Source organism: Nocardia aurantiaca, assembly GCF_009708175.1.
Taxonomy (GTDB): domain Bacteria; phylum Actinomycetota; class Actinomycetes; order Mycobacteriales; family Mycobacteriaceae; genus Nocardia; species Nocardia aurantiaca.
Window position 1 is genome coordinate 448,680 of the sequence record NZ_WMBB01000007.1, and the last position, 23,799, is coordinate 472,478.

Consider the following 23,799-nt stretch of genomic DNA (forward strand, 5'->3'; position numbering starts at 1 on the left):
TCCTCTCGAACCGTGGCCGATGCGCCGGTCAGGCGGCGACCGTGGTGGCGGTGGTCGACGAAATGAGTTCGGCCGCACTGGCGGCGAACAGGCGGTGTCCGGACGGGCTCGGGTGCAGTCCGTCCTCGGTCCAGGTGCCGGCGCGCTCCCATTCCGAGCGGGCGGACAGATCCAGCAGCAATACCCCGTGGTCGGCGGTGACCCGGGCCATGGCCGCGTTGGCGAAGGCGAAACGCTCCCGCAACAGGCCCCGGAAGCCGTCCGGAACCGGCAGGCGCGCCGGGATATCCGGGTAGTCAGCGGTGAAGACCGTTGCACCCGTGGCACGTAACGCGCCGAACAGCGTGTTCAGATTGGCTTCGAAGGCTTCCGGGTCGAAGGCGCTCACCAGATCGTTCACGCCTACCACCACGCCGTACAGCTCGGCCCGCGCCGCCCGCGGCAGCTGCTCGCGCACCACGTCGCTCGTGGTCGCGCCGTGCACGCCCAGATTGCGGACCGCGGCCGGCCGCAGGCCGAGCTGGCCGCCCAGCCGCGCCACCCAGCCGCGATAGCCCCCGGCCGGGGCCGGGTCGCCGCGGCCCTCCACGAAACTGTCGCCCAGGGCGACCAGGCCCGCCGCGGTCATAGCGCCGCCTCGGACTTGCTCACATGGCGGGCCTGCACCGGGAAATCGACCTGCTCGTACAGCTCGGCCAGTTCGGTCTCGCCGAAGAACTTCTCCGGCGGGTACAGTCCGGCGATCAGGCCGAAGAACTTCGTGGAGTAATCCGGGCTCATGCTGGCGGCGCGGAACACCGAGTCGTAGTACGGGGTCAGCGTCAGCTCGGAGATGCTGGTGGTCAGCTCGAAGGTGCTGGCGCTCTGAGCGTCGCGCTCACGCTGGTATTCCGGCATCGTCTCCTCGAAAGGCCGCCCGCCCGAGAGGGTTTCGGCGACCAGGTCCGACAGCAGCTGGGCGTATTTGAACGAGTCGGTGATGCCCCAGCCGGTGAAGGGGTCCTTGTGATAGCCGGCGTCGCCGACCAGCGCCCAGCCGGGGCCGTAGGACTGGCGGCGGTAGTTGTCCGGGTACAGCATCGGACGGAACGGCTCCACCCGGCGGCCGGAATCACGCAGGCGCGCACCGATTTCCGGGTCGATCTGATCCACGATCTCCTGCACGCCGGCGTCCGGGTCGGTGCGGAACTCGCGGAACCGGTCGCGCTTGCGCATGACGGCCACCAGATACAGCTCGTCGTTGGTGGGCCAGGCCGCGAACTGCTGCTCGCCGAAACCGGTGCGGTGCTGCATACCCCAGTCGATGCCCTCGTAGTAGGAGTAGTAGACGAAGCACGCGGCCGGCGAGCCCTCGTAGACCTGCGCGCCCACCTCCTTGGCCACGGTGGAGCCCGAACCGTCGGCGCCGACCACCAACTTGGCCCGGAACTCGTGCTCGGCTCCCTCGCCCACGCGGCCACGGATGCCGGCCACCGCGTCCCCGTCGCGCAGCAATCCGGTCACGGTGAAGCCCGAGATCACCTCGGCTCCGGCCGCGTCGGCGGCGTCGACCAGGATCTTGTCCAGCACGGTGCGGCGCGGGCAGTACACGGCGTCGATGCCGTCGGGCGACGGATCGGCCATGCCCCGGATGTCGATGTCGGTATAGGTGAAGTTCAGATGCCGCACCGGCGGACAGCCGGTCGCGGTGACGCGGTCGAGCAGATCCCAGGACTTCAGCAGGCTCAGCCCGGCCTGGTGGATGTAATGGGTGGACGAGGTGTCGCTGGGGAACAGCGCCCGGTCCACCGCCAGCACCCGGTAACCCTTGCGGGCCAGCAGCATTGCCAGCGGGGCGCCGGACACACGGGTACCGACAACGATGACGTCATACATGCTCAGATCACTTTCGGGTCGTCGAGTAAAGGAGATCGATATCGGCCGAATAGGTTTCCGCGATCGCGGCGCGACGCAGTTTCAGTGAAGAAGTCAACAATCCATTGGCAATGGTGAAATCGCCTGCCACAATGCGAAACTCGCGAATGGATTCCGGACGTGAAACGAGCGAATTGGCATCGTCGATCGCGGATTGAATCGCGGTCGCGAGATCCTGTCCGGGGTTCTCCCGCCGCCAGATCTCGGCGCGCTCGGCATCCACGGTCACCAAGGCCGTGACGAAGGCCCGCCCCTCGCCCACCACCATGCAATTGCTCACCAGCGGATGCAGCCGTACCCGGTCCTCCAACGGAGTGGGCGCGACATTCTTTCCACCGGAGGTCACCAGGATTTCCTTCTTGCGCCCGGTGATTCGCAGGAATCCGTCCTCGAGCTCGCCCACATCGCCGGTGTGCAGCCAGCCGTCGGCGTCCACCGGACGCTGCGAACCGGCCGCGCCCCAGTAGCCGGGCGACACGTGCGGCCCGCTGACCAGCACCTCACCATCGGCGGCGATGGCCACCGCCGTGCCGGGAATCGGCGTGCCGACGGTGCCGAGCCGATTGGTCGCCGGCGCGCTGACCGTCACCGCGGTCGCCGCCTCGGTCAGGCCATAGCAGTTCAGGATCACCGTGCCGAACGCGGCGTAGAACCCGGCGGTCGAATCGTCGAGGGACGCACCGCCGGAGATGACATGGCGCAGCCGCCCGCCCAGCGCGTCGGCCACCGGATCGTCCACCACCACCGGCGGTTGCGACTGCGCGAGCCGCAACAGCCCGGTGACCACCGCCTCCCGCTCGGCCTCCTCGCTCAGCAGCGAACGGCAGTGCTTGCGAATCTTCTCCAGCGCATAGGGAATCAGCGCCAGGAAGGTGGGCCGCAGCCGCGGCAGCGCGGGCACCAGTTCGGGGATGCCGGGCAGCAGGTGGGTCCGAGCACCGCCGAACAGGCACGCGAAGAGCATGGTCTGGCCGAACACATGCGACAGCGGCAGCGCCAGCGCGGTCACCCCGTCGAACAGTCCGCCCGTCTGGCGCACCGTGTTCGCCGAGGACACGTACATGTTGCGGTGGGTGATCATGCAACCCTTGGACACACCGGTGGTACCGCTGGTGTAGACGATCATGGCCAGGTCGTCGGCCCGCACCGCGGCGGTGCGCTCGGACAGGTCCGCCCGGATCTCCCCCCGCGCCCACTCGGCGATGTCCGCGAAGCTCCACACCTCACCCGCGCCCGCCGCGATCAGCCGAGCCGCGTCCTGCGAGGTCTCCGCCGCGAAATGCGTGCTGCCGCTGTCGCGCAGGATGTGCTCGATCTGGGCGGCCGACGAGGTCGGATACACCGGCACCACCACCGCGCCGATGGCCAGCGCCGCGCAGTCCAGCAACGCCCACGCCAGGCCGGTGCGGCCCAGTACCACCACCCGGTCGCCCGCCGCGACCTGCCGATCCAGCAGCGCCGAGGCCGTGGCCCGCACCCGCCGGTCGAGTTCCGCACAGGTCAGGGGCGTGTCCTCACCGTCGGCGAGGGTTTCGCGGTCCGGGTGCCGGTCGGCCGCTCCGGCGACGATGTCGTACAGACTCGAGGTGTCGGGCGGTTCGAAACCGTTTCCGGTGACAGATCTTTCGGTGACAGCCGCTGTGTTCACAAAACGAATTCTGGGCGGCGGCAATCATTCTCGTCGCCGCCCGGACCGCTGTTCCTACCGCGCGAAAGTCATTGCCTATCGAATCGCGCCGACGGAAACCACGCGGGCATCATCGAGGGGGGCCGGTTCCGCCGAATCGATACAGTCCAGGAAAGCGGCCACCGCGGGATTCTGTTCCTCCGCGCGCCACACCGCATACAAATCCAGAGTAGGTACCGGGTCCAAAAGTTTGACCGCCACCGTATTGCTGCCGGGCGCGCCCATCCCCATGGAAATCGCGCGTGGCAGCGAGGCGAACCCGACCATCGGGCGCACCGACACCACATGCGCCGTCGCGCCCGGGTCGTCGGCGTGATGGCCCACGCTGAGCGCGATCCGCGTCTGCGCGGCCGCCTTGAAGATCGCGTCGTACATGGCCGGGCACTGCTCGCGGGAGAACAGCACACAGTCCTGCCCCTGCAGCTCGGCGAACGGCACACCGGGGCGATCCGCCCAGCGGTGCCGTCGTCCCACCACTGCCACCAGCGGCACCCGGTGCAGCAGCCGCCGATAGCGGAACTCCGCGGTGCTGGGGTGGCCGTATACCATCGCGATATCCAGCGACCCGTCCGAGAGCGCCGCCAGCTGCGGGCCGGTGCGCTTCTCCCACAGCGAGACCACCACGTCGGGGTGGCGGTCCGTCATGCGAATCAGTGTCTCGGGCAGCACATGACGGCTGGCGGGCAGGTTGTAGCCGATGGCCAGGGTGCCCGCCCGGCCCTCGGCGGTGGCCTTGGCCACGCGCGCTGCCCGGTCCATCTGGGCGACGATCTGGCGGGCCTGCAGTTCGAATTCCCGACCGGCGGCGGTCAGTCGGACCTCGTGCGAATTCCGGGCGACCAACTGGACCCCGAGTGACTTCTCCAGTTTCTGCAGCTGGGCGCTGAGGCTTGGTTGAGTGAGGTGGAGGCGCTGCGCTGCGCGGCCGAAGTGCAACTCTTCGGCGATCGTGATGAACGAGACTAGATGTCGGAACTCCATGACGCGGCTCCTTCCGAGTACCCGTCACGGTAGCCGCGACAGGTAACCGGTGATGAATCGCGTCCGCACAGCCGACCCCGGTTCGGTTTCCTCCCAGTGAATCCCCGATGTGATCCCGGTCTCCCTGGAACAAACATCCGCGGCCCTTCGTTGTGACTCTACGATGCGCGCCTGGTCGCCGACCGGAACCGCGGCATCCGGGGGCGGAAAAATCACCCGACAACGGCAGGTCCGTTGTGCCACCATGTGTTTCATCGAAGATCAGCCGACCGTCACGGTCGTGACCAGCAGGAAGGAGGAGACGGCAATGTATCCGATGTGCGGCGGACGGTATCCGAGTTCGCCCGAACAGCGCGCCCTACTCGTGGGCCACGTCGAGCGCAGCCTGCGCGGCGATGACCGGACCATCGGCCGTCTCCAGGCCCACGGCTGACCGGCCGGCTCCCCTTCCTGTTCGATCCCCTTCACGAAACATGGTGACCCCCATGCTGTTCCGTCATGCCGAAGACCCGGAGATAACCACCGACAACTGGATCAACGCCACAGTGCTGCTGCTCAACGCCTCCTACGAGGCGCTGACCACGATCCGCGCCGAGCGCGCGGTGGTGCTGTTGCTCAGCGGCGCCGCCGAGACCGTCACCGATCGGCAGCCGCACTTCCCGATCCGCTCCAAGCACCTGGAGCTGGTGCTGCCGGAGACCATCCGGCTCAACCGCTACATCTATCTCGAGCACCGGATCCTCGTGCACGACGACGACAGCCGCGCCACCCTGGCCGCGGTCCTGCGCCGCGACCGCTACCGCTGCGGGTACTGCAACAGCTGGGCCCGCACCGTCGACCACATCCGCCCGCGTTCGAAGGGTGGGCCCAACACCTGGGCCAACCTGATCGCCGCCTGCGGTCCCTGCAATACGTACAAGGCGGACCGGACTCCCGAGGAGGCCGGCATGCGCCTGCTGTGGGAGCCCAAGGCCCCCAACGACAGACAGCGGGCCCAGCGTCAGGTCTGGAAGGAACTGGCCGCGTCCTGATTTCGATGGACAGGGCCCGATGTCGATGAACAGGAAGCGCCCACCACGCGTGATCGGACATGAAAGGAGCGAGATCCGATGACGAACACTGCACTTCGGGAGCCGACCCTGGCGGATCTGCTCCCTATCTCCGACTCGAAGGACTACTGGCAGCGCGCCGCCTGCAAGGGTGACCCGAACCATGAGGCGTGGTTCCCGTACCCGTCGCAGGACTTCGACTACGCGCGAAGCATCTGCGCGGGCTGCCCGATCCGGCGCGAATGCGGTGACTTCGCCGCCCGCACCGGCCAGTCCGGCGTCTGGGGCGGTCACGAGTACGACCGCGGCAAGCTGATTCGCGACTGAATACCGGGCGGCGCCCCTCACCGGGGTCGCCGCCCTTCTTCGACGTCCGCTTCGAGGCGGCGCGTTGCGTATCGGATATCCGCCCACCGACGCACGAGGCGATGGCGGCCGGGATTCGTACCGGTCGGGTTTCGCGCAGCCGCCTGGTACAGGTGGCTACCGAACCGTCAACATAGGATGGTCACTCGTGGGAACTCATCGCGCCGCGGGCGGGTCACGAGGTATCAGCAAGGGACCGGTTATCGCAGTCGTCGCGGTGATTGTGCTAGTGCTGGCCGTCGTCGGATGGGCCTGGTTGTCGGATCGGTCGAAGCAGCGCGACAGCCGGGCCGCCGCCTCCTGTGTCGAGGGCACCGCGACGCTGAATGTGACCGTCGATCCCGACATCCTCACCCCGGTCAAGGCCGCCGCCGACCGATTCGATGCCACCAAGCCGCATGTGCGCGACCACTGCGCCGAGGTGGCCGTGACCGCGCAGCCCTCGGCCGCCATGGTCGCGGCGTTCACCGCGAACAAGCCGTGGGATCCGGCGCTGGGCCCGCAGCCCGCCCTCTGGATTCCCGAGTCCTCCCGCTCGGTCGAGCAGATGCGGGTGCCGGGTCTGATCGCGGGCACCCCCGCCCCGATCGCGGTCAGCCCCATCTCCCTCGCCGTCCCCGACGACCTGCGCCGCGCGCTCGAGACCGCCCAGGTGCACTGGTCGGATCTGCCCAGGCTGCAAGGCGGGTCGCTTGGCGACATCGGGCTGCCCACCTGGGGCAAGCTGCGCTTGGCCATGCCCGCCGGGGACGCCTCGCTGGCGGTCGCGACCGCGGTGGGATCGGGCGTCTCCGGCACCGATCCCCTCGACGAGAAGGCGGTCGCGACGGGCCAGGTGGTCTCGGCCATCTCCGGCCTCGCCGCGGGCGCACCGGCCGCCAAGGACGTGACCGGCGCCCTCACCGACCTGACCGGCGCGACCGACCCGGCCACCGCTGCCCTGCACGCCGTGGCCGCCACCGAGCAACAGATCCGCGCCCACAACGGCCTGACCGCGTTCCGCCCCGACGGCGCGGGACCGGTCGCCGACTATCCGGCCGCCCAGCTCACCGGCGCCTGGGTCGACCAGACCCAGAACCTGATCGCGGGCCTGTTCGCCGACTTCCTGCGCGCCCCCGACCAATCGAAGCTGTTCACCGACAACGGCTTCGGCGCGGCCCCGCCGGCCACCGCCGCCGTCCCGGCGAAGTCCGTGCTGGACAAGGTGAACCAGATCCTCGCCCACCCGGTGCTCGGCGTGCAGGCCACCGTGCTGCTCGACGTCTCCTCCTCCATGTCCGCCTCGGAGGGCTTCGGCACCCGGCTCGCGAATGCCGTTGCGGCACTGGAGTCCACGATGAACGTCATGCCGCCGGACTTCGGCCTGGGCGTGTGGGAGTACTCCAAGAACCTCGACGGGAACAATCCCTACCGGATCCTCACCCCGACCGCACCGCTCACCACCGATCAGCGCACCGCCATCAGCCAGTCCCTGACCACCGTCACCGCCGGCGCCGCCAAGCCGGACCGCGCCTATCCCACGGTGGAGGCGGCCTACAAGAGCGTGCTCGCCAACTACGCCGCGGCCCGGACCAATTCGATCCTGCTCATCACCGATGGACCCGAGGACGACTCCCCCGTCACAGGTGATCAGTTGCTGGCCGCCGTCGCGGCGGCGGCCGATCCGGCGCATCCGGTGCGGGTGGACGTCATCGTGATCGGTGGCCCGGGCACCCAGACCCTGCAGACCCTGACCCAGCGCACGGGCGGCACCTACACCAAGGTGAACACCAGCGCGGATCTCCCGTTCGGCACCGCGGTCTCGCAGGCGCTGACGACACCGTGACGGCCCCCGACCCCGGGCGGCAACGGCACGGCAACACGTCGGCCGCAATGTCCGCGTTCATCAGCAAACCCGTGGCATATTCGGCAAATGGCACATAGCACTGGTCCCGAACCCACATTGAAGCAGGGCGTGGCCGCCGGAACGACCATCGCGGCGGGCATCCTGCTGCTCGTCGTCGGGGTGCTGTCGATCCTGCAGGGCATTTCCGCGGTGGCGGCGGACAACCTGCTGGTCGTCGGCTACGACTACGTCTACAAGCTGAACACCACCGGATGGGGCTGGATCCACATCGTCCTCGGCGTCATCGAGGTCGTCGTGGCGATCGGCCTGCTCCGCGGCACCACCTGGGGCCGCACCGCGGCCCTGGTGCTGGCGGCCCTGTCCATCGTGGAGAACTTCCTCTGGATTCCCTACTACCCGGCCTGGTCCCTGCTCATCATCGCGCTCAACGTCGTGGTGATCTGGGCCATCGCCAGCTACAAGCCGATCACGGCTTGATCCGACGCACAGGAGAGGACAAGCGCCCCGCCGGTTCTCCGAACCGGCGGGGCGCTTACTTGTTCGAGGAAGATCCGGGTCGATCCGACGTAACTCGGATTGCAATCCACCGCGAGGATACGATCCCGACCGAAAGCGGGCCGGGATCACGGGAAATCACTCGGCGTAGGCGTCCAGCGGAGGGCACGAGCACACGAGATTGCGGTCGCCGTAGGCGCCGTCGATACGGCGCACTGACGGCCACACCTTGGCGCGGGCGTGCTTCACACCCATCGGGTAGACGGCCAGTTCGCGGCTGTACGGGTGGTTCCACTCGTCTACCAGGCACTCCGCGGTGTGCGGTGCGCCGCGCAGCGGGTTGTCCTCCACCGGCCAGACCCCGGCCTCGACCTGGTCGATCTCGCCCTTGATGGCGATCATGGCGTCGATGAAAGCGTCCAGCTCCTCGAGGTTCTCGCTCTCGGTGGGTTCCACCATGAGAGTGCCCGCGACCGGGAAGCTCATGGTCGGGGCGTGGAAGCCGTAGTCGGCCAGCCGCTTGGCCACGTCGTCCACGGTGACGCCGGTGCGCTTGGTGATCTCGCGCAGGTCCAGGATGCACTCGTGGGCGACCATGCCGTTGTCGCCGGTGTAGAGGACCGGGAAGTGTGGATCCAGCTTGCGCGCAATGTAATTGGCCGAGGCGATGGCGGTCAGGGTGGCGCGGCGCAGGCCGTCGGCGCCCATCATTCGGATGTATGCCCAGGTGATCGGCAGGATCGACGCCGAGCCGTACTTGGCCGCCGACACCGCGTGCGAACCCTTGTCGAGCGGATCGCCCGGCAGGTACTGCGCCAGGTGCTCGCGCACCGCGACCGGACCCACGCCGGGGCCGCCACCACCGTGCGGAATGCAGAAGGTCTTGTGCAGATTGAGGTGGCTGACATCGCCGCCGAACTTGCCCGGACGAGCCAGTCCGACAAGTGCATTCAGATTCGCGCCGTCCACGTACACCTGACCGCCGGCCTCGTGCACCAGCCCGCACAGCTCGGCCACCTCATGCTCGTACACGCCGTGGGTGGACGGGTAGGTGATCATGATGCAGGCCAGCCGCTCGGCGTGGTCGGCGATCTTGGCGCGGAGGTCGTCGAGGTCGATATCGCCGTTGGGGCGGGTCTTCACGACCTCGACCCGCATGCCCGCCATGGCGGCCGAGGCGGCATTGGTGCCGTGCGCGCTGGAGGGGATCAGGCAGGTATCCCGGTGCGAGTCGCCGCGATCCAGGTGGTAGCGGCGAATCGCCAGCAGACCCGCGTATTCGCCCTGGCTACCGGCATTGGGCTGCAGGGAAACCCGGTCGTAGCCGGTGACCGCGCACAGCCAGCCCTCCAGATCCTCGATCAGCTTGATCAGGCCCGGCGCGTCCTCGACCGGCGCGTAGGGGTGCACCCGATTGAAGCCCGGCCAGGTGATGGACTCCATCTCCGCGGCCGCGTTCAGCTTCATGGTGCAGGAGCCGAGCGGAATCATGCTGCGGTCCAGCGCGATGTCCTTGTCCGACAGCGCGCGCAGATAGCGCAGCATGGCGGTCTCGGTGCGGTACCTGGTGAACGCGGGCGCGGTCAGGTACTCCGAAGTGCGGACCTCGATGTGCGGGCGTTGCTTGCCGTGGAAGAGCGCACCCTCCGGGCCGACCGGGATCTCGGCGCCGAAGCAGTCCAGCACGGCGACCACATGGGCGTCGGTGGTGACCTCGTCGCAGGCGATGGCGACATGATCGGAGTCCACCAGCCGCAGGTTGATACCGCGGCCCTTCGCCTTGGCCACAATGGCTTCCGCGCCGCCGGGCGCGTTCACCAGCACGGTGTCGAAGAAGCTCTGGTGCACCACCGCATCGCCCAGCCCGGCGGCCAGCCACTGGGCGTGCCCGTGCACGCGCCGCGCCAGGGACCGCAGCCCGTCCGCGCCATGGTAGGAGGCGTACATGGCGGCCAGGATGGCCAGCAGCACCTGCGCGGTGCAGATGTTCGAGGTCGCCTTCTCGCGGCGAATGTGCTGCTCACGCGTCTGCAGCGCGAGCCGATAGGCCAGGTTCCCGTCCGCGTCCACGGACACGCCGACCAGGCGGCCCGGCAGCTGCCGCGCGTGCGCGCTGTGCACCGCGAGGTAACCCGCGTGCGGCCCGCCGAAGCCCAGCGGCACGCCGAAGCGCTGCGTGGTGCCGAAACAGGCGTCCGCACCCTGCTCGCCGGGCGGCGTGATCAGCGTCAGCGCAAGCAGATCCGCGCCCACCGCGACCAGCGCGCCGCGCGCGTGCGCGGCCTCGATGACCGGTGCCCAGTCCACGACGCGGCCCGATGCGCCAGGCTGTTGCACGATCACGCCGAAGAAGTCGCCCTCGGGAAGCTGGGGCGGGTCAGCGGGCGTGCGCGGAGCCAGATCCGCCTCGACGATCTCGATGCCCAGCGGCTCGGCCCGGGTGTAGAGCAGGGTCCGGGTCTGCGGGAACAGGTCGGTGTCGATGAGCAGCCGCATGGACTTGCTCTTGCGGTTGGCCCGCTGCAGCAGCGTCATGGCCTCGGCGGCCGCGGTGGCCTCGTCCAGCATGGAGGCATTGGCGACCTCCATGGCGGTCAGGTCGGCCACCATGGTCTGGAAGTTGAGCAGCGCCTCGAGGCGACCCTGGCTGATCTCGGGCTGGTAGGGCGTGTAGGCGGTGTACCAGGCCGGGTTCTCGATGAGATTGCGCAGCAGCACCGGCGGGGTGAGGGTGTCGTAGTAGCCCAGCCCGATCATGGAGGTGGCCACGGTATTCGAATTCGCCAGTGCCGCAAGCTCGGCGAGCGCCTCATGCTCGGAAACGGCGGCGGGCAGCGCGTTCAGGCCATTGCCCTCGGGCGCGTCCAGAATGCTGGCGGGCACGGCCTTGGTGGCGAGTTCGTCCAGCGATTCGACGCCCACGGTCTCGAGGATGCGGCCGGTCTCGCCGCTGTCGGGGCCGATGTGGCGGTCGGCGAAGGATCGAGTCCAGATCACGGCTGCTCTCCAAAGGGTGGGCGGAATCGGCTTTTCGGCCGACGTGTCGTCTGCCCTCCCCCTCTGTCCTCGATGCCTGAGAGATTCGGACCCCGGCCGCGCGGCCGGTGCCCTTTCACCATGGGCGGGTGACGCGGGGTCACCACTTTCCAGAGGCGTCGAAACTCCGCACGGTCCCTGATGCCTGAGAGATTGACGGGGAGGTGCTGCTCCTTCGGCGTCCGAGGCTATCCCGGAACTCTCCCGCACGGCTGCGACGCACTGCCAGTTTAAGCGGCACCAGGTTACGGCGATGTTGCCTGGTCCGGTTTCGCACAGTCCGGAGTGTGATCCTGATACGCCGAACGCGCGCCGCCCCGGGCGACGCGCGTTCGGATCGGACAGGGCTGTCTAGCCGGTCTTGCTCATGCGGGCCTTGCGGCGGAAGGCCAGTTCGTCCTCGGGCCGATCCGAGGCGGTGGCGGTTTCGGCGCGCTCGGCGGGGAAGTTGGCGATGGCGCCGGTGAGTTCGCGCATGGCGCCGCTGACGGCGATGCCGAATACGCCCTGCCCGCCCTGCAGTAAATCGACCACTTCTTCGGCGGAGGAGCACTCGTAGACGGTGGTGCCGTCGGAGAAGAGCGTGATCCCGGCGAGGTCTTCGACACCGCGGCTGCGCAGGTGGTCCACGGCGATGCGGATGTTCTGCAGCGAGATGCCGGCGTCGAGGAGGCGCTTGACGATCTTGAGGACCAGGATGTCCTTGAAGGAGTACAGGCGCTGGCTGCCGGATCCGGTGGCACTGCGGATGGACGGGACGACCAGTCCGGTGCGGGCCCAGTAATCGAGTTGGCGATAGGTGATACCGGCCACCTGACAAGCGCTGGGCACGCGGTAGCCGACGAGTTCATCGGGCACCGTGTCATCGGGGAACAGCCCTGGCTGCACCACATCCTGAGGTTGCGGTTGATCTCCCACTGGCTACTCCCTTACTGCGTGCCTATCAGGGCTGGGCTCATGTCGTTTGAAACAACACCGAATCGACTCTGGAGCGTTGGCCTAACAATCGAGGCTACTCCCCTGATTGTCGCGGGAGAATCGGCACCGTCAAAGCTTGAGCGGGCGCGTGTTTTTAACCCTAAACCTGAGGTAGAGACGCGGTTTTGTCTGGTTCGGCATTCCTCGTCAGGTGGGGAACTGGTCAGCTGTCCGTCGCCTTGAAGTCGTCCGGAGATACCGATTCGAGAAACTCCTTGAACTTCTCGACCTCGTCCTCGCGCTCGTCCGGCATGACCAGTCCGGCCTCTTCCAGCACCGGCTCCTCGGCATAGATCGGGCAGCCCACGCGCAGCGCGATGGCCACCGAATCCGACGGCCGCGCGGAGATGCGGAGATCGTTCTCGAAGACCAGGTCGGCGTAGAAGGTCCCCTCCTGCAGATCCACGATCCGCACCTCTTTGAGGGTGTGGCCGAGCTCCTTGATCAGAATTTTGATCAGGTCGTGGGTCAACGGGCGGATGGGCGTGACGCCCTCCTGCTCCAGCACGATCGCCGTGGCCTCGGCCTGGCCGATCCAGATCGGCAGATAGCGATCGCCGGAGACCTCGCGGAGCAATAGCACAGGCTGATTCTGTGGCTGCTCGACACGGATGCCGATCACACGCATTTCACTCATGGCCGTGCCTCGCTAGCGTTTGCCACGACCCTGCGCGAAGGCGCACTGTGTTTCACGATTCGCTCGCTGCGCTCACTCATGGCACTGCCTCCCAAATCCTCACCGGCCGCCCAACCCCGGCTGTAATACCGAGTCTAGGCGAAGATTTCAGCCTCCGAGAGAAGCGCGCACCGAGGTCTTCACCAGGCAGGTGTGCAGGGTCAGCGACAGCGCCGCCAACTCGCGGACCGTCTCCTCGGCCCGGGCGCGGGCATCCGCATCACGACTCTTGGCGATCGGCGCCGCGATCTGCGCGACCATGGCCGCCTCGCGGTCGGCCGCCAGCTTGAAGGCGCGCAGATGCCTTGCCTCCAAACCGAATTCACTCAGCGCCTTGGCGGTACGGGCCAGGGTGATGGCGTCGCCGTCGAAATAGCCTGCCGCACCGGGGGTAATGAGATTGGCACGGATCAACTCGGTCAGGAACTTCTCGTCGATACCGGCCTGCTCGAGCAGATCCGCCCTGGTGATCCGGATTTCGTGATCGAACCGGAGTTCCTCGGGCGACACTTCACCGGGCACGACGTTCAGCCGCCTCAGGCGGCCGCCCCCATGCGGAGCCATGCCGTCTCTCTGGTCGGACCCAGTTCTGGAATCGGGCACGGCCCCTCCCACGGCGTTCGCCCGGGCCCGGGCCTCCCGGACTCCGAGCGTCGCCGCCCCGCTGTCGATCGCTTCGAGCTGTTCCTTGATCACCTTCAACGGCAGGTACTGATCCCGCTGCGCGGTCAGCACGAAGCGCAGACGCTCGACATCCGCCACATGGAAGCGGCGGTACCCCGAGGGCGTGCGCTCCGGGCTGATCAGGCCCTCCGATTCCAGGAATCGGATCTTGGAGATGGTGATGTCCGGAAAATCCGGACGCAGGAGATCCAGCACGGAGCCGATCGACATGCCTCCGCGCGTCCACTGCGCTGCGCCAGTCATTCCGCTCGGTCCTATAGAGCCGACGAATCGCTTGTCGCCGGACGGGGACCGGTCAGGAAGACCAACCGGAACTTGCCGATCTGGACCTCGTCACCGTTCTGCAGCTCGGAGGAGTCCACCGGCTCCCGGTTGACGTAGGTGCCGTTGAGGCTGCCCACATCGACAACCTGGAATGTGTCGTCGTCCTGACGGAATTCCGCGTGGCGACGGCTGACGGTGACATCGTCAAGGAAGATGTCGCTATCGGGATGGCGTCCCGCCGAGGTGGTCGGCTGGTCGAGCAGGAAGCGCGAGCCGGCGTTCGGACCACGCTTGACCACCAACAAGGCCGCGCCCGCGGGCAAACCCTCCACTCCCTGTACCGGCTGCTCGCCGGTCTGCTCGGTGCGCGACGTGTCGACCTCGTTCAGGAAGTCGGCACGGAACACCGAAGTGGTCTCTGCTGCCGTTTCCTGGTAACCCGGGTCCTTGTTCTCGCTCACCCTTGCTCTCCTCCTCGAACCGAATAATCCATGCAAGCAGTTGATGCCCTCAGCGATGCGGCATTCCGGCCGCTCCCCGCTTCGGGTAGGTCCGGATTCTCCGGGCACCGGCTGCGCGCACTTCTGTTGGCATTGACCGTACCCTGCCAGGGCGTACCCGTGCAGGTAGAACTGTGAAGGCTCCTTCAGCCTCCGATAACTCCTTGATAACCTGCGGCATCCAGGAGCTTTCCGAGCGCCGCGGTGAGCGCTTCGGCGGACTCCGCCTCGACCTCGAAGAGCCATCCGTCGCCATAGGCGTCGGAGTTGACCGTCTCGGGCGAACCGTCCAGAAGATCGTTCACCGCAACGACTTTCCCGGAGAGCGGAGCGTAGATGTCGGACACGCTCTTGGTGGATTCGATCTCGGCGACGCTGTCACCGCTCGTCACATCGGAGTCCACCGCGGGCAGCTGCACGAACACGACGTCACCCAACTGCGACTGCGCGTAATCGGTGATGCCCACCCGCGCGCGGGTCGGACCCACTTGACTCACCCACTCGTGCTCTTCGGAGTAGCGCAAATCCTCGGGTACTGCGGTCACTGGCAGTGTCCTTTCAACGGGCGTTCCTCTCGGGATCGTCGTCGATCCGTCCGCCGCACACCCTATCGGGAGTGATCATGATGTGGCACGGGCGGTATCGCTCGGGCCACGGCGACGGCTTTGCCGAGATAGAGGATTCCGGTCCAGACATAGACCGCCGTGCCCCAGATCAAGAATGCCCCACCGAAGGCGCGGCCGAAACCCGCGGCAGCCCAGTCCATCTGCCCCGCCAGCAGCCAGGGCAGCGCGGACATGAGCGCGAAGGTGGCGGCCTTGCCCAGGTAGATGACCTCGGGCGGGGGCAGACCCCGGCGGCGGTAGACGCCGAGGGTGAGGGTCAGGACGGCGTCGCGGCCGACCAGGATCAGCACCACCCACCAGGGCAGGATGCCGCGAATCAGGAAGCCGCCCAGGGTCGCCAGCAGATACAGGCGATCCACCAGCGGGTCGAGGATGGCGCCCAGTTTGGAGGACTGGTCGAGCAGGCGGGCCAGCTTGCCGTCGAGGAAGTCGGTGATGCCGCTGGCGACCAGCAGCGCGAAGGCCCAGCCGTCGGCCTGCTCGACGAGCAGCAGCCACAGGAAAACCGGGACGCCGATCAGCCGCAGCACGCTGAGCACGTTCGGCACGGTGAAGACGCGGTCGCTGTAGACCGGTTCGGCGTTCTGCTCGGTTGTCACAACCCGGTCATACCTCAATCACTCCGCCATATCCATCCGGGCACACCGCCGCGCCGCGGCCGAAGGCAACCGATATGTCCGCTGCCACACCCACCCGATGAGAGAATGACATTAGTATCTTCTCACTGCATTGGAGGGTGCGAATTCGCGGGGCGCGCTGCGGTTCGGGCCGGAGCGGTGAAGGCTGATCGGTAGCACCCAGGGAGAGGAAAGACCATGCCCAACTTCGACTATGACGTCGTCGTTATCGGCTCCGGCTTCGGGGGGAGCGTGAGCGCGCTGCGCCTGAGCGAGAAGGGCTACCGGGTGGCCGTGCTGGAATCCGGCCGCCGCTGGAACGCCGAGGACATTCCCAAGACGAACTGGAATGTGCGCAAATCGATCTGGGCCCCGCGGCTGGGGCTGACCGGCACCCAGCGCATCAGCATTCTGGGCAAGTGCGCGGTGTTCTCCGCGGCGGGCGTGGGCGGCGGGTCGCTGATCTACGGAAACACCCTCTACGAGCCGCTGCCGGCCTTCTACACCGACCGGCAGTGGGCCCACATCACCGACTGGCGCTCGGAGCTCGCGCCCTACTACGACCAGGCGCAGCGCATGCTGGGCGTGGCGCCGAATCCCCGCATGACCCCCGCCGACCACGTGATCCGTTCGGTCGCAGCGGATCTGGGCGTCGCCGACACCTTCCACGCCACCAATGTGGGCGTGTTCTTCAACGAGGCCGCGCCGGGCGAGGAGGTGGACGACCCGTACTTCGGCGGCGCGGGCCCCCGCCGCAAGGGCTGCATCCACTGCGCGCGCTGCTTCACCGGCTGCCCGCACAATGCCAAGAACACCACCCCCAAGAACTACCTGTACCTGGCCGAGCAGGCCGGTGCGCACGTGTTCGAGCTGACCACGGCCACCGGGGTGCGGCCCGTGACCGGCGGCGGCTACGCCATCGAGACGCAGCGCTCGGACCGCTGGGTCCGCAAGGGGCGCAAGGTGTTCACCGCCGAGCAGGTGGTGTTCGCGGCGGCCGCGCTGGGCACCCAGAAGCTGCTGCACACGATGCGCGACGAGGGCGTGCTGCCGCACCTGTCGCCACGGCTGGGCGAGCTGACCCGGTCCAACTCCGAGGCCATCCTGAACGTGGTGAGCAGGTCCCGCGACGATTTCGCCGAGGGCATCGCCATCACCTCCTCCATCCATCCCGAGCCCGACACCCACGTCGAGGTGTGCCACTACGGCAAGGGCCAGAACGGCCTGTTCCCGTTGTCGGTGCCGCTGGTGGACGGCGGCGCGTTCCGGTTTCTGCGCTTCCTGCTGGCCATGCTGCTGCACCCGGTGGTGTTCGCGCGCAGCCTCAATGCGCGTCGGGCGTCGGAGAAGTCGGTCATCCTGCTGGTCATGCAGTCCCTGGACAATTCACTGACCTCTTTCCGGCGGTGGGGGCGGCTGAAGACCCGACAGGGGACGGGCAAGCCGAATCCGACCTGGATCCCGCTCGCCCACGACGTCGGCCGCCGCTTCGGCGAAAAGGTCGACGGGGACGTGCAGATGCTGGCCATGGACGTGTTCAACATCCCGGCCACCGCGCACTACATCGGTGGCTGTGTGATCGGTGAGGGTCCCGAAAGCGGTGTGGTGGACCCGTATCAGCGCGTGTTCGGCCATCCGGGCCTGCACATCGCCGACGGTTCGGCGGTGACCGCGAACCTGGGCGTGAACCCGTCGCTGACCATCACCGCGCAGGCCGAGCGCGCAATGGCGTTCTGGCCCAACCGAAACGAGGCCGATCCGCGCCCCGAGCTGGGCGCGCCGTACCGCCGGATCAATCCGGTGGCGCCCAAGCACGCGGTCGTGCCGGACTTCGCGCCGGGCGCGTTGCGGCTGCCCATCTTTCCGAACGATCACGAGTTGTCCACGAACTGAGAGGGGCGGAACCGATACGGGCGCCCGCGAACCGAGCGCGGCGGCGTGCCCGGCGGTAGTTTGGAGCCTTGTGCCCGTACCATTCCCGGTATCGATTCGACGAGGAAGGTGAGAGCCGATGCTCGTCCGAGTGCAGAACGCCGCCGACACCCATGCCGAGAAGGTGCTCATCGATTGGCTGCGGACCTGGAAGGGCAGCACCGATCCCAAGGGCGTCGCCACCGTCAATTGCAGTCTGTTCCACGATGATCGGCTACATCCGTTCGATGCGGTGGTGTGGACCCCGACCAGCTGCGTGGTGATCGAGGCCGAGGCGCTGTCCGAGCGCATGGACGGTGAGCTCGAGGTTCCGGTCAACGGCCCGTGGCGGGTCGGCGACCGGATCATCGCCTTCGAGGGCGGCGACAAGCGCAATCCGCTGGACCAGTCCCGCGATCACACCTTCGCGCTGCAGAACTGGCTGGCCGAGCGCGGGCTCGGGCAGCGCGTCATCCACGGCGTCGTGCTGGTGGTGCCGCCGCCCGGCTCGAACCTGCGGGTCAAGCAGCTGTGGAACGACCCGAGCTTCCAGGTGCTGCTGGGCGACGAGCGGGCGCTGCGCGACCATTTCACCAGCCTGCTCTCGCGCGGGCGGCCGCAGTGGTCGGCCAACGACGTGGCGTGGGCCTTCCGCGGGCTCGGCATCCTGCCGTATCTGCCCGGGCCGCAGGATCTGCTCAATGAGGGTTTCCTGGGCCCGGTGGATCCGACGCTGTGGCACGGCGGCCCGCAGCAGGCGCAGGCCGAGGCCTTCGCCGAGGAGCAGGCGCGGCTCGAGGCCGAGCACGGGGCGGCCGGGCGCGGGTTCCACATCCCCGAGCCGTGGTTCAGCCCGCGCAAGCTCTATCCGCGCCGCAGCGACCGGATCGAGGTAACCCGCGGGCTCATGCGGGTGATGCTCACGCTCGGTTTCATCATGGCGGCGCTGTGGGCGGTGTGGTTCATCATCGCGGTGGCGGCGTCGTATTAGACGGCGCCGCAACCGGTGTAGCCGTGAGATAGCGGAACGGTAGGTACAGGGCGGTAACGAGCGCGACCGCGGCCGTCGTTCCGCCCAGCACGTCGGTCGGATGGTGGTATCCGAAGCCCACCATGCCGATCATGACGGCGGGCAGGACCGCCACCATGACGATCCCCGTCGCGGTCCGCACGCGCCCGGATTCGGTCACGAGGGCGAAGGCGGTGACGACGGCCACCAACTGGACGGTGTGCCCGCTGGGGTAGGCGAGAAAGTGGTCCAGCTTGCGCTCCCAGAACGGTTTGAGCGCAAAGGTATTCACGGTCACCGCCAGTTCGGGGGCCACCAGCGCGAATCCGGCCAGCCACCACTGCCGCCGAGACGCGAACCACGCCGCGGAGACGAACAGCAGCGGCAGCACGACATAACTATTGCTGGGGAACACCAGGACTCGGTACACCCAGGTGTGCGCGTCCAACGCCGAGTGAATGGTCCGCTCCAGTGTCAGGTCCGCGCCCGTCGAGCCGCCGCCCGCCGGAAATGACAGCGGCACAACCAGAGTGACGATCACTCCCGTCAGCATCACGGCGGGCAGGGCGGCACGGCGGGTCCAGCTGTCCGCCGGCGCCGCGGCGGGGGTGGTCGATCTGGTCACGTCCCGCACCCTAACGGCAGCCGCCGGGCCCGGTTGCGGGGCGTCGTGTCACTCCCGCGCGGGCCGGCCGCAACTGGAGGCGGGAGAGCGCGGGCATCCACCGCCCGGCGGCGCCCATGAGCCGCATGCAGGCGGCCGCGACACCCGCGGCGGCAGGGCATCCGACTCGTCGATGCCGGCGAGCACACCGACGTCGTCGACTGCGCCCGGGCGACAAAGGTTCCTCGCGCCGTCGTTCGGGAAGGGCCTGGGCGCGGCGGCGTCCGGTCATGATTCGGACTACTACGTCGACCGACGCATCCCATGCCGACGGAGAACGGCTGTCACAGATAATTCGCCGGGTTTTCCCGTCCGATCCATACCTGTTTTCTATCGCAAAATCACGTTTCGCATTTGACCAATTGCAATGTGATACAACGCTTTTCACTTATCCTGATCTTGACTGCTACCGTGCAGTATGACCACGAGAAGCCCGCGTGACCGCGATGTCTTCGCGCTATGGGGAAAACTCGTAGCCAACCACCGTTTTCTGGTCCTCGGCATCGTGGCGGTGGCCATGCTGAGTCTCGGCGGCTACGCCTGGGGTTTCGAGGATCGACTCAGCGCGGGCGGTCTCGACGATCCGAACTCGGAGTCCGCGCGGGCCGCGGTCATGGCCGCCGATGCGTTCGGGCCGAACCACGCCGTCGATGTGGTCGTCCTCTACACGGCGCCGGACGGCAAGACCGTCGACGATCCCGACGTCAGCGCGCCGGTGATCGACAGCCTCAACGGCCTCACACACCGCTTCCCGAACGAGATCGCGGGCGTGAACGGCACTTATTGGTCCGCGGTGAACACCATCAAAGGGTCCTCGGCGATGGCCGCCACCAAGGACAAGACGCGTGCGATCGCCGCGATCGCCTTGAAGGGCGAGGACGGCACCGAGCTCGCGCGCGACTACGCGACGGTGAAGGACGCGTTCGCGATTCCGGGTATCGAGGTGCACGTGGGCGGCTTGCAGCCGGTGTCGAGCGCATTGACCGACACCATCTCGGCCGATACCCATCGCATGGAATTGTTGGCTATTCCGGCGGTGGCGGTGCTGTTGTTCTTCATCTTCGGCGGCGTGGTCGCCGCGGCGCTGCCCCTCATGATGGGTGTGCTCACGATTCTCGGCGCGAACGGCGTGGTCCGGTCGATCACGAATATCACCGAGGTGAATTCTTTTGTGGCTCCGGTTGTTTCGATGATCGGCCTGGGCCTGGCCATCGACTACGCCCTGTTCATCGTGAGCCGGTTCCGTGAAGAGGTGGCCGCCGGATACGACACGCCCGCGGCCGTACGCCGGTCGGTGATGACCGCGGGTCGCACGGTGTTGTTCTCGGCGACCATGATCGTCGCCAGCCTCGGCGGCATGCTGCTGTTTCCGCAGGGTTTCCTGAAGTCCATCGCGTACGGCGCGATCGCCACCGTCACCCTGGCCGCGCTGACGGCCGTGACGATTCTGCCCGCGATGTTGGCGATCCTGGGGCCGTGGGTGGATGCGCTGGGCATCAAGCGATTCCGCCGCACCGATTCGGCCCACGATGTGGAGCAGGGCTTCTGGGGTCGTTCCACCACCTGGGTGATGCGTCATCCGCGCGAGATCACGGCGGTGCTCGTACTCGGATTGCTCATGCTGATCGTGCCGGTCCGCAATATCGCTTTCGGCGGTTTCAGCGAGAAGTACCTGCCGCCGGACAATACGACCCGCGTTGCCCAGCAACAGATCGATACGTACTTCCCGCTCCGCAAGTCCGACCCGATCGAACTGCTCATCGTCGCCGGTGACAGCACCGAGGTCGGCCCCCTGATCGAACAGGCGAGTCACGCTCCCGGCCTGCTGTCCGCCGGTTTCGAGGTTCCCACTCGCTCGCAGTCGCAGCCGAACATCTATCGCACCCAGGCCTACCTGATCGATTCCACCGACTACGACAAGACGATCGACTATCTCCGGGCGCTTCCGGTCCCCGACGATATGACCGTCCTGGTCGGTGGAGTCCCGACCATTCAGCACGACGCCATCGCCGCGCTGCTGAACCGGCTCCCCCTGATGATCCTGCTGGTTTTGGCCGTGACCACCCTGCTCATGTTCCTCACCTTCGGCTCCCTGGTGCTGCCGATCAAGGCCGCGTTCATGAGCGTGCTCGGCCTGGGCTCCACCCTCGGCATCCTGACCTGGATCTTCACCGAGGGCCATGGCGCGACCCTGCTCAACTTCACCCCCCAGCCGATCCAGGCGAACATCCTCTTCCTGATCATCGCCATCGTCTACGGCCTCTCCACCGACTACGAGGTATTCCTGTTGTCCCGCATGGTCGAGGCCCGCGCCCGCGGCGCGACCACCGAGGAGGCCATCCGCTCCGGCACCGCCCACACCGGTCGCATCATCACCGCCGCCGCCCTGATCCTGCTCGTGGTCACCGGCGCCTTCGCCTTCTCCGACCTCGTCCTCATGCAATACATCGCCTATGGCATGATCGCCGCCCTTCTCATCGACGCCACCGTTCTGCGCATGCTCCTGGTCCCCGCCACCATGAAGCTCCTGGGCGACCGAGTCTGGTGGGCTCCGGCCTGGATGAAACGTATTCAACGCCGCATCGGCCTGAGCGAACCCGTTCTCCGCGATGAACCGGACCACCTCCGCCGCACCGAATTCGCCGATGCCCGAAGCTGATTCGCATGTGTGGTTCGGGATCGATTGTGCGATGGGGTTTGCATCCTGTATCGGGGTACAGGCTTACCGTCGGATCATGACGATTTCACCAGCTCAGGGCGACTGGGTGCCCTCGGCGTGCACGCTGCTCACCGTGGACCAGCCGATTCGGGTCGCCGAATTCGACCAGTTCTTCACCACCTCGTCCCGCGCGACGCGGCGGCCCGGCCCGGTCCGGTTGGAGGTGATCGTGGATCCGGACGCCGAGGCGGTGGCGCGTGAGCTTGCCGAGCGTGAGAGCAGCTGCTGTTCGTTCTTCTCCTTCGACTTCTCCGCCGGCGCAGAGGGTTTGGTGATTGGTGTCGGGGTCCCGACGGCCTATACCGAGGTGCTCGATGCCTTCGCCGCGCGCGCCGAGTCCGCGATCGAGGGACAGGGGTGACCGCGTTGCGCACGAGCGAGCTGGCCGCCGCAGCCGGGGTGAACGCCCAGACGCTGCGCTACTACGAACGCCGCGGCCTGCTCGCCGAGCCTGACCGCACTCTGGGTGGGCACCGCCTGTATCCGAAGGACGCGGTGATTGTGTTGCGGGTGATCAAGGCCGCCCAACGACTCGGATTCACCCTCGAAGAGGTCGCAGATCTGCTCGAAGGCACTCGGGTCGGCTCCCGACGTCGCGCCGGCGCGGGCCTGCGGGAGCGGGTCACTGCCAAGCTGGCCGAGGTCGATGACAAACTCGCCGAGGTCACCGCAGTGCGTGACACTTTGCGCGCAGCACTGGCGGCCGGGTGCAAGGACCTGCTGGCGTGTAGCGAATCCCCGGGCTGTCCTGTCCCGTTCGACACCGTCCCCGCTACCTCACCGGCCTGACCGTCTGGGCGCGCTGACCTATCCGCAGTTGTGCGTGGTGGCCGCACTCAGCACGGTGAGCGCGATAGTGCTCACCGCGCCAACATCCGATCGTCACGTGACGCCAGATTCGATGGGTGATTGCCGGGTATACGCCGAGTATGGCCATTCGCGATATGGCCTATCCCACTCATCAGGATGTCGTCGCTCGACCTCGAACAACCTGGGGCCGTATCAGTGCTGCGGCAGTCGAGCAAGCTAGGAGTAGGCCATGAAAGGTGGCACAAGAATTGCGTTAGGGGTGGGCATCGGTTACGTGCTGGGACGCACGCGCAAGATGCGTTTTGCGTTGTCGCTGGCGGGTGCGGCGATGGCGAGGCGGAACACGGGGATGACCGGCGAGCTGCTCGAGCGCGGGACTTCGTTGCTCAAATCGTCTCCGGAGCTGGCGCAGCTCACCGACACGGTGCGCGAGGAGTTGGTGGGTGCGGTCCGCTCGGCCGCTGTGACCGCCACGAGCAACCGTCTCGATGCGCTCAGCGCCCGGCTGCAGCAGGGTTCGACGCTCGTGGCCGACAGAGGCCCAGACGAGGGTGAAACGGATTCCTACGAAGAAGAGGAAGACGACGAGCGCAGAGGGCGGCCCGCCGCGCGTGCGCGAGCAGGTAGCCGGGAAACGAGCTCTGGAAGCTCGCAGCGTCGCTCCGGTTCCACGGAAGGTAAGTCGGCCTCCTCTGTCCGAGGCCGTGCGCGCGCCGATGCCGGCGCAGCGCCCGTGCGCCGCGCGAGGAGGTGAGGGCGATGCCCAAGTCCAACGGACACCGCAAGGAGACCGCCCACACCATCGGCCGGGTCGCCGATACCGTGAGCCGTGCCGGGGCGCGCGTCGCTGATACCGCGAGCCGTGCGGGGGCGACTGCGGGGAAGACCGTCACAGCATCTGCCCCGACGGGTGTGCTGCAGCAATCGGTGCAGAATCTCGCCGGGACGATGGCCGAACGTGCGGTAG

At 67.4% G+C, this 23,799-nt stretch carries 24 protein-coding genes and 1 riboswitch; of the genes, 12 read left to right on the top strand and 12 right to left on the bottom strand.

What is annotated here, in order from left to right:
* Positions 1-28 precede the first annotated feature (28 nt).
* The 4 genes from GLP40_RS17660 to GLP40_RS17675 all read right to left on the bottom strand — a co-directional run bounded on the left by GLP40_RS17660 (position 29) and on the right by GLP40_RS17675 (position 4,582).
* Positions 29-628, bottom strand: a complete 600-nt coding sequence (locus GLP40_RS17660) for an SGNH/GDSL hydrolase family protein (RefSeq protein ID WP_154788979.1) — start codon at positions 626-628, stop codon at positions 29-31.
* Positions 625-1,875: an NAD(P)/FAD-dependent oxidoreductase gene (locus tag GLP40_RS17665; RefSeq protein ID WP_154788980.1), complete on the bottom strand. Its 1,251-nt coding sequence runs from the start codon at positions 1,873-1,875 to the stop codon at positions 625-627. Before GLP40_RS17665 ends, GLP40_RS17660 begins: the two co-directional genes overlap by 4 nt.
* Positions 1,876-1,882: 7 nt before the next feature.
* Positions 1,883-3,562 carry an AMP-dependent synthetase/ligase gene (locus GLP40_RS17670; RefSeq protein WP_328290296.1) on the bottom strand — a complete coding sequence of 560 codons (1,680 nt, stop codon included), beginning with the start codon at positions 3,560-3,562 and terminating at the stop codon, positions 1,883-1,885.
* Positions 3,563-3,637: 75 nt separating this feature from the next.
* Positions 3,638-4,582, bottom strand: a complete 945-nt coding sequence (locus GLP40_RS17675; RefSeq protein WP_154788982.1) for a LysR family transcriptional regulator — start codon at positions 4,580-4,582, stop codon at positions 3,638-3,640.
* 280 nt (positions 4,583-4,862) lie between these two features.
* Here GLP40_RS17675 and GLP40_RS17680 point away from each other — a divergent pair, with 280 nt between their 5' ends.
* The 5 genes from GLP40_RS17680 (at position 4,863) to GLP40_RS17700 (ending at position 8,320) form a co-directional block, all read left to right on the top strand.
* Positions 4,863-5,015: a hypothetical protein gene (locus GLP40_RS17680; RefSeq protein ID WP_154788983.1), complete on the top strand. Its 153-nt coding sequence runs from the start codon at positions 4,863-4,865 to the stop codon at positions 5,013-5,015.
* 52 nt (positions 5,016-5,067) lie between these two features.
* The gene (locus GLP40_RS17685; protein WP_154788984.1) at positions 5,068-5,613 is read left to right on the top strand and encodes an HNH endonuclease; all 546 of its coding nucleotides are present in this window, start codon (positions 5,068-5,070) and stop codon (positions 5,611-5,613) included.
* Between the two features lie 78 nt (positions 5,614-5,691).
* Positions 5,692-5,958 (top strand): WhiB family transcriptional regulator, encoded by a 267-nt coding sequence (locus GLP40_RS17690; RefSeq protein WP_154788985.1) that lies wholly within the window; start codon positions 5,692-5,694, stop codon positions 5,956-5,958.
* 256 nt (positions 5,959-6,214) lie between these two features.
* Entirely contained in the window at positions 6,215-7,822 is a 1,608-nt protein-coding gene (locus GLP40_RS17695) for a substrate-binding domain-containing protein (RefSeq protein WP_328290297.1), read from the top strand.
* Positions 7,823-7,909: 87 nt separating this feature from the next.
* On the top strand, positions 7,910-8,320 hold the full coding sequence (locus GLP40_RS17700; RefSeq protein ID WP_154788986.1) for a DUF7144 family membrane protein: 411 nt from the start codon (positions 7,910-7,912) through the stop codon (positions 8,318-8,320).
* Positions 8,321-8,476: 156 nt separating this feature from the next.
* Here the strand turns inward: GLP40_RS17700 and gcvP are convergent, their stop codons facing one another.
* The 7 genes from gcvP to GLP40_RS17735 form a co-directional block, all read right to left on the bottom strand.
* Entirely contained in the window at positions 8,477-11,335 is a 2,859-nt protein-coding gene (gene gcvP, locus GLP40_RS17705) for an aminomethyl-transferring glycine dehydrogenase (RefSeq protein ID WP_328290298.1), read from the bottom strand.
* A gap of 161 nt (positions 11,336-11,496) precedes the next feature.
* Positions 11,497-11,591, bottom strand: a riboswitch (glycine riboswitch).
* 134 nt (positions 11,592-11,725) lie between these two features.
* Entirely contained in the window at positions 11,726-12,292 is a 567-nt protein-coding gene (locus tag GLP40_RS17710) for a MerR family transcriptional regulator (protein WP_328290299.1), read from the bottom strand.
* Positions 12,293-12,515: 223 nt separating this feature from the next.
* Positions 12,516-12,989 carry a bifunctional nuclease family protein gene (locus GLP40_RS17715; RefSeq protein ID WP_040807814.1) on the bottom strand — a complete coding sequence of 158 codons (474 nt, stop codon included), beginning with the start codon at positions 12,987-12,989 and terminating at the stop codon, positions 12,516-12,518.
* Positions 12,990-13,136: 147 nt separating this feature from the next.
* The gene (gene ftsR / locus GLP40_RS17720) at positions 13,137-13,922 is read right to left on the bottom strand and encodes a transcriptional regulator FtsR (protein ID WP_154788987.1); all 786 of its coding nucleotides are present in this window, start codon (positions 13,920-13,922) and stop codon (positions 13,137-13,139) included.
* Positions 13,923-13,966: 44 nt separating this feature from the next.
* Positions 13,967-14,437, bottom strand: coding sequence for a glycogen accumulation regulator GarA (gene garA / locus GLP40_RS17725; RefSeq protein WP_040857187.1), 471 nt, complete (start codon positions 14,435-14,437; stop codon positions 13,967-13,969).
* 185 nt (positions 14,438-14,622) lie between these two features.
* Complete coding sequence (gene gcvH / locus GLP40_RS17730) at positions 14,623-15,027, bottom strand: glycine cleavage system protein GcvH (protein ID WP_154788988.1); 405 nt, start codon at positions 15,025-15,027, stop codon at positions 14,623-14,625.
* 56 nt (positions 15,028-15,083) lie between these two features.
* Positions 15,084-15,701 (bottom strand): CDP-alcohol phosphatidyltransferase family protein, encoded by a 618-nt coding sequence (locus tag GLP40_RS17735; protein ID WP_328290300.1) that lies wholly within the window; start codon positions 15,699-15,701, stop codon positions 15,084-15,086.
* A gap of 216 nt (positions 15,702-15,917) precedes the next feature.
* Between GLP40_RS17735 and GLP40_RS17740 the strand changes: the two genes are divergently transcribed.
* Together GLP40_RS17740 and GLP40_RS17745 are read left to right on the top strand one after the other, a co-directional pair.
* Complete coding sequence (locus GLP40_RS17740; RefSeq protein ID WP_154788990.1) at positions 15,918-17,612, top strand: GMC oxidoreductase; 1,695 nt, start codon at positions 15,918-15,920, stop codon at positions 17,610-17,612.
* Positions 17,613-17,730: 118 nt separating this feature from the next.
* Complete coding sequence (locus GLP40_RS17745) at positions 17,731-18,621, top strand: nuclease-related domain-containing protein (protein WP_154788991.1); 891 nt, start codon at positions 17,731-17,733, stop codon at positions 18,619-18,621.
* Here GLP40_RS17745 and GLP40_RS17750 read toward each other — a convergent pair.
* Positions 18,596-19,264 (bottom strand): phosphatase PAP2 family protein, encoded by a 669-nt coding sequence (locus GLP40_RS17750; RefSeq protein WP_154788992.1) that lies wholly within the window; start codon positions 19,262-19,264, stop codon positions 18,596-18,598. The two genes, GLP40_RS17745 and GLP40_RS17750, sit on opposite strands and share 26 nt — an antisense overlap.
* Positions 19,265-19,721: 457 nt before the next feature.
* Here GLP40_RS17750 and GLP40_RS17755 point away from each other — a divergent pair, with 457 nt between their 5' ends.
* From GLP40_RS17755 to GLP40_RS17775, 5 genes are all read left to right on the top strand, one after another.
* Positions 19,722-21,962, top strand: a complete 2,241-nt coding sequence (locus tag GLP40_RS17755) for an MMPL family transporter (RefSeq protein WP_154788993.1) — start codon at positions 19,722-19,724, stop codon at positions 21,960-21,962.
* A 76-nt stretch (positions 21,963-22,038) separates the two neighbouring features.
* On the top strand, positions 22,039-22,383 hold the full coding sequence (locus GLP40_RS17760) for a hypothetical protein (protein WP_154788994.1): 345 nt from the start codon (positions 22,039-22,041) through the stop codon (positions 22,381-22,383).
* Entirely contained in the window at positions 22,380-22,811 is a 432-nt protein-coding gene (locus tag GLP40_RS17765) for a MerR family transcriptional regulator (protein WP_328290301.1), read from the top strand. Before GLP40_RS17760 ends, GLP40_RS17765 begins: the two co-directional genes overlap by 4 nt.
* A gap of 250 nt (positions 22,812-23,061) precedes the next feature.
* Positions 23,062-23,586 (top strand): hypothetical protein, encoded by a 525-nt coding sequence (locus GLP40_RS17770; RefSeq protein ID WP_154788995.1) that lies wholly within the window; start codon positions 23,062-23,064, stop codon positions 23,584-23,586.
* A 5-nt stretch (positions 23,587-23,591) separates the two neighbouring features.
* A partial coding sequence (locus GLP40_RS17775; protein WP_407671613.1) for a hypothetical protein occupies positions 23,592-23,799 on the top strand: 208 nt, incomplete at its 3' end.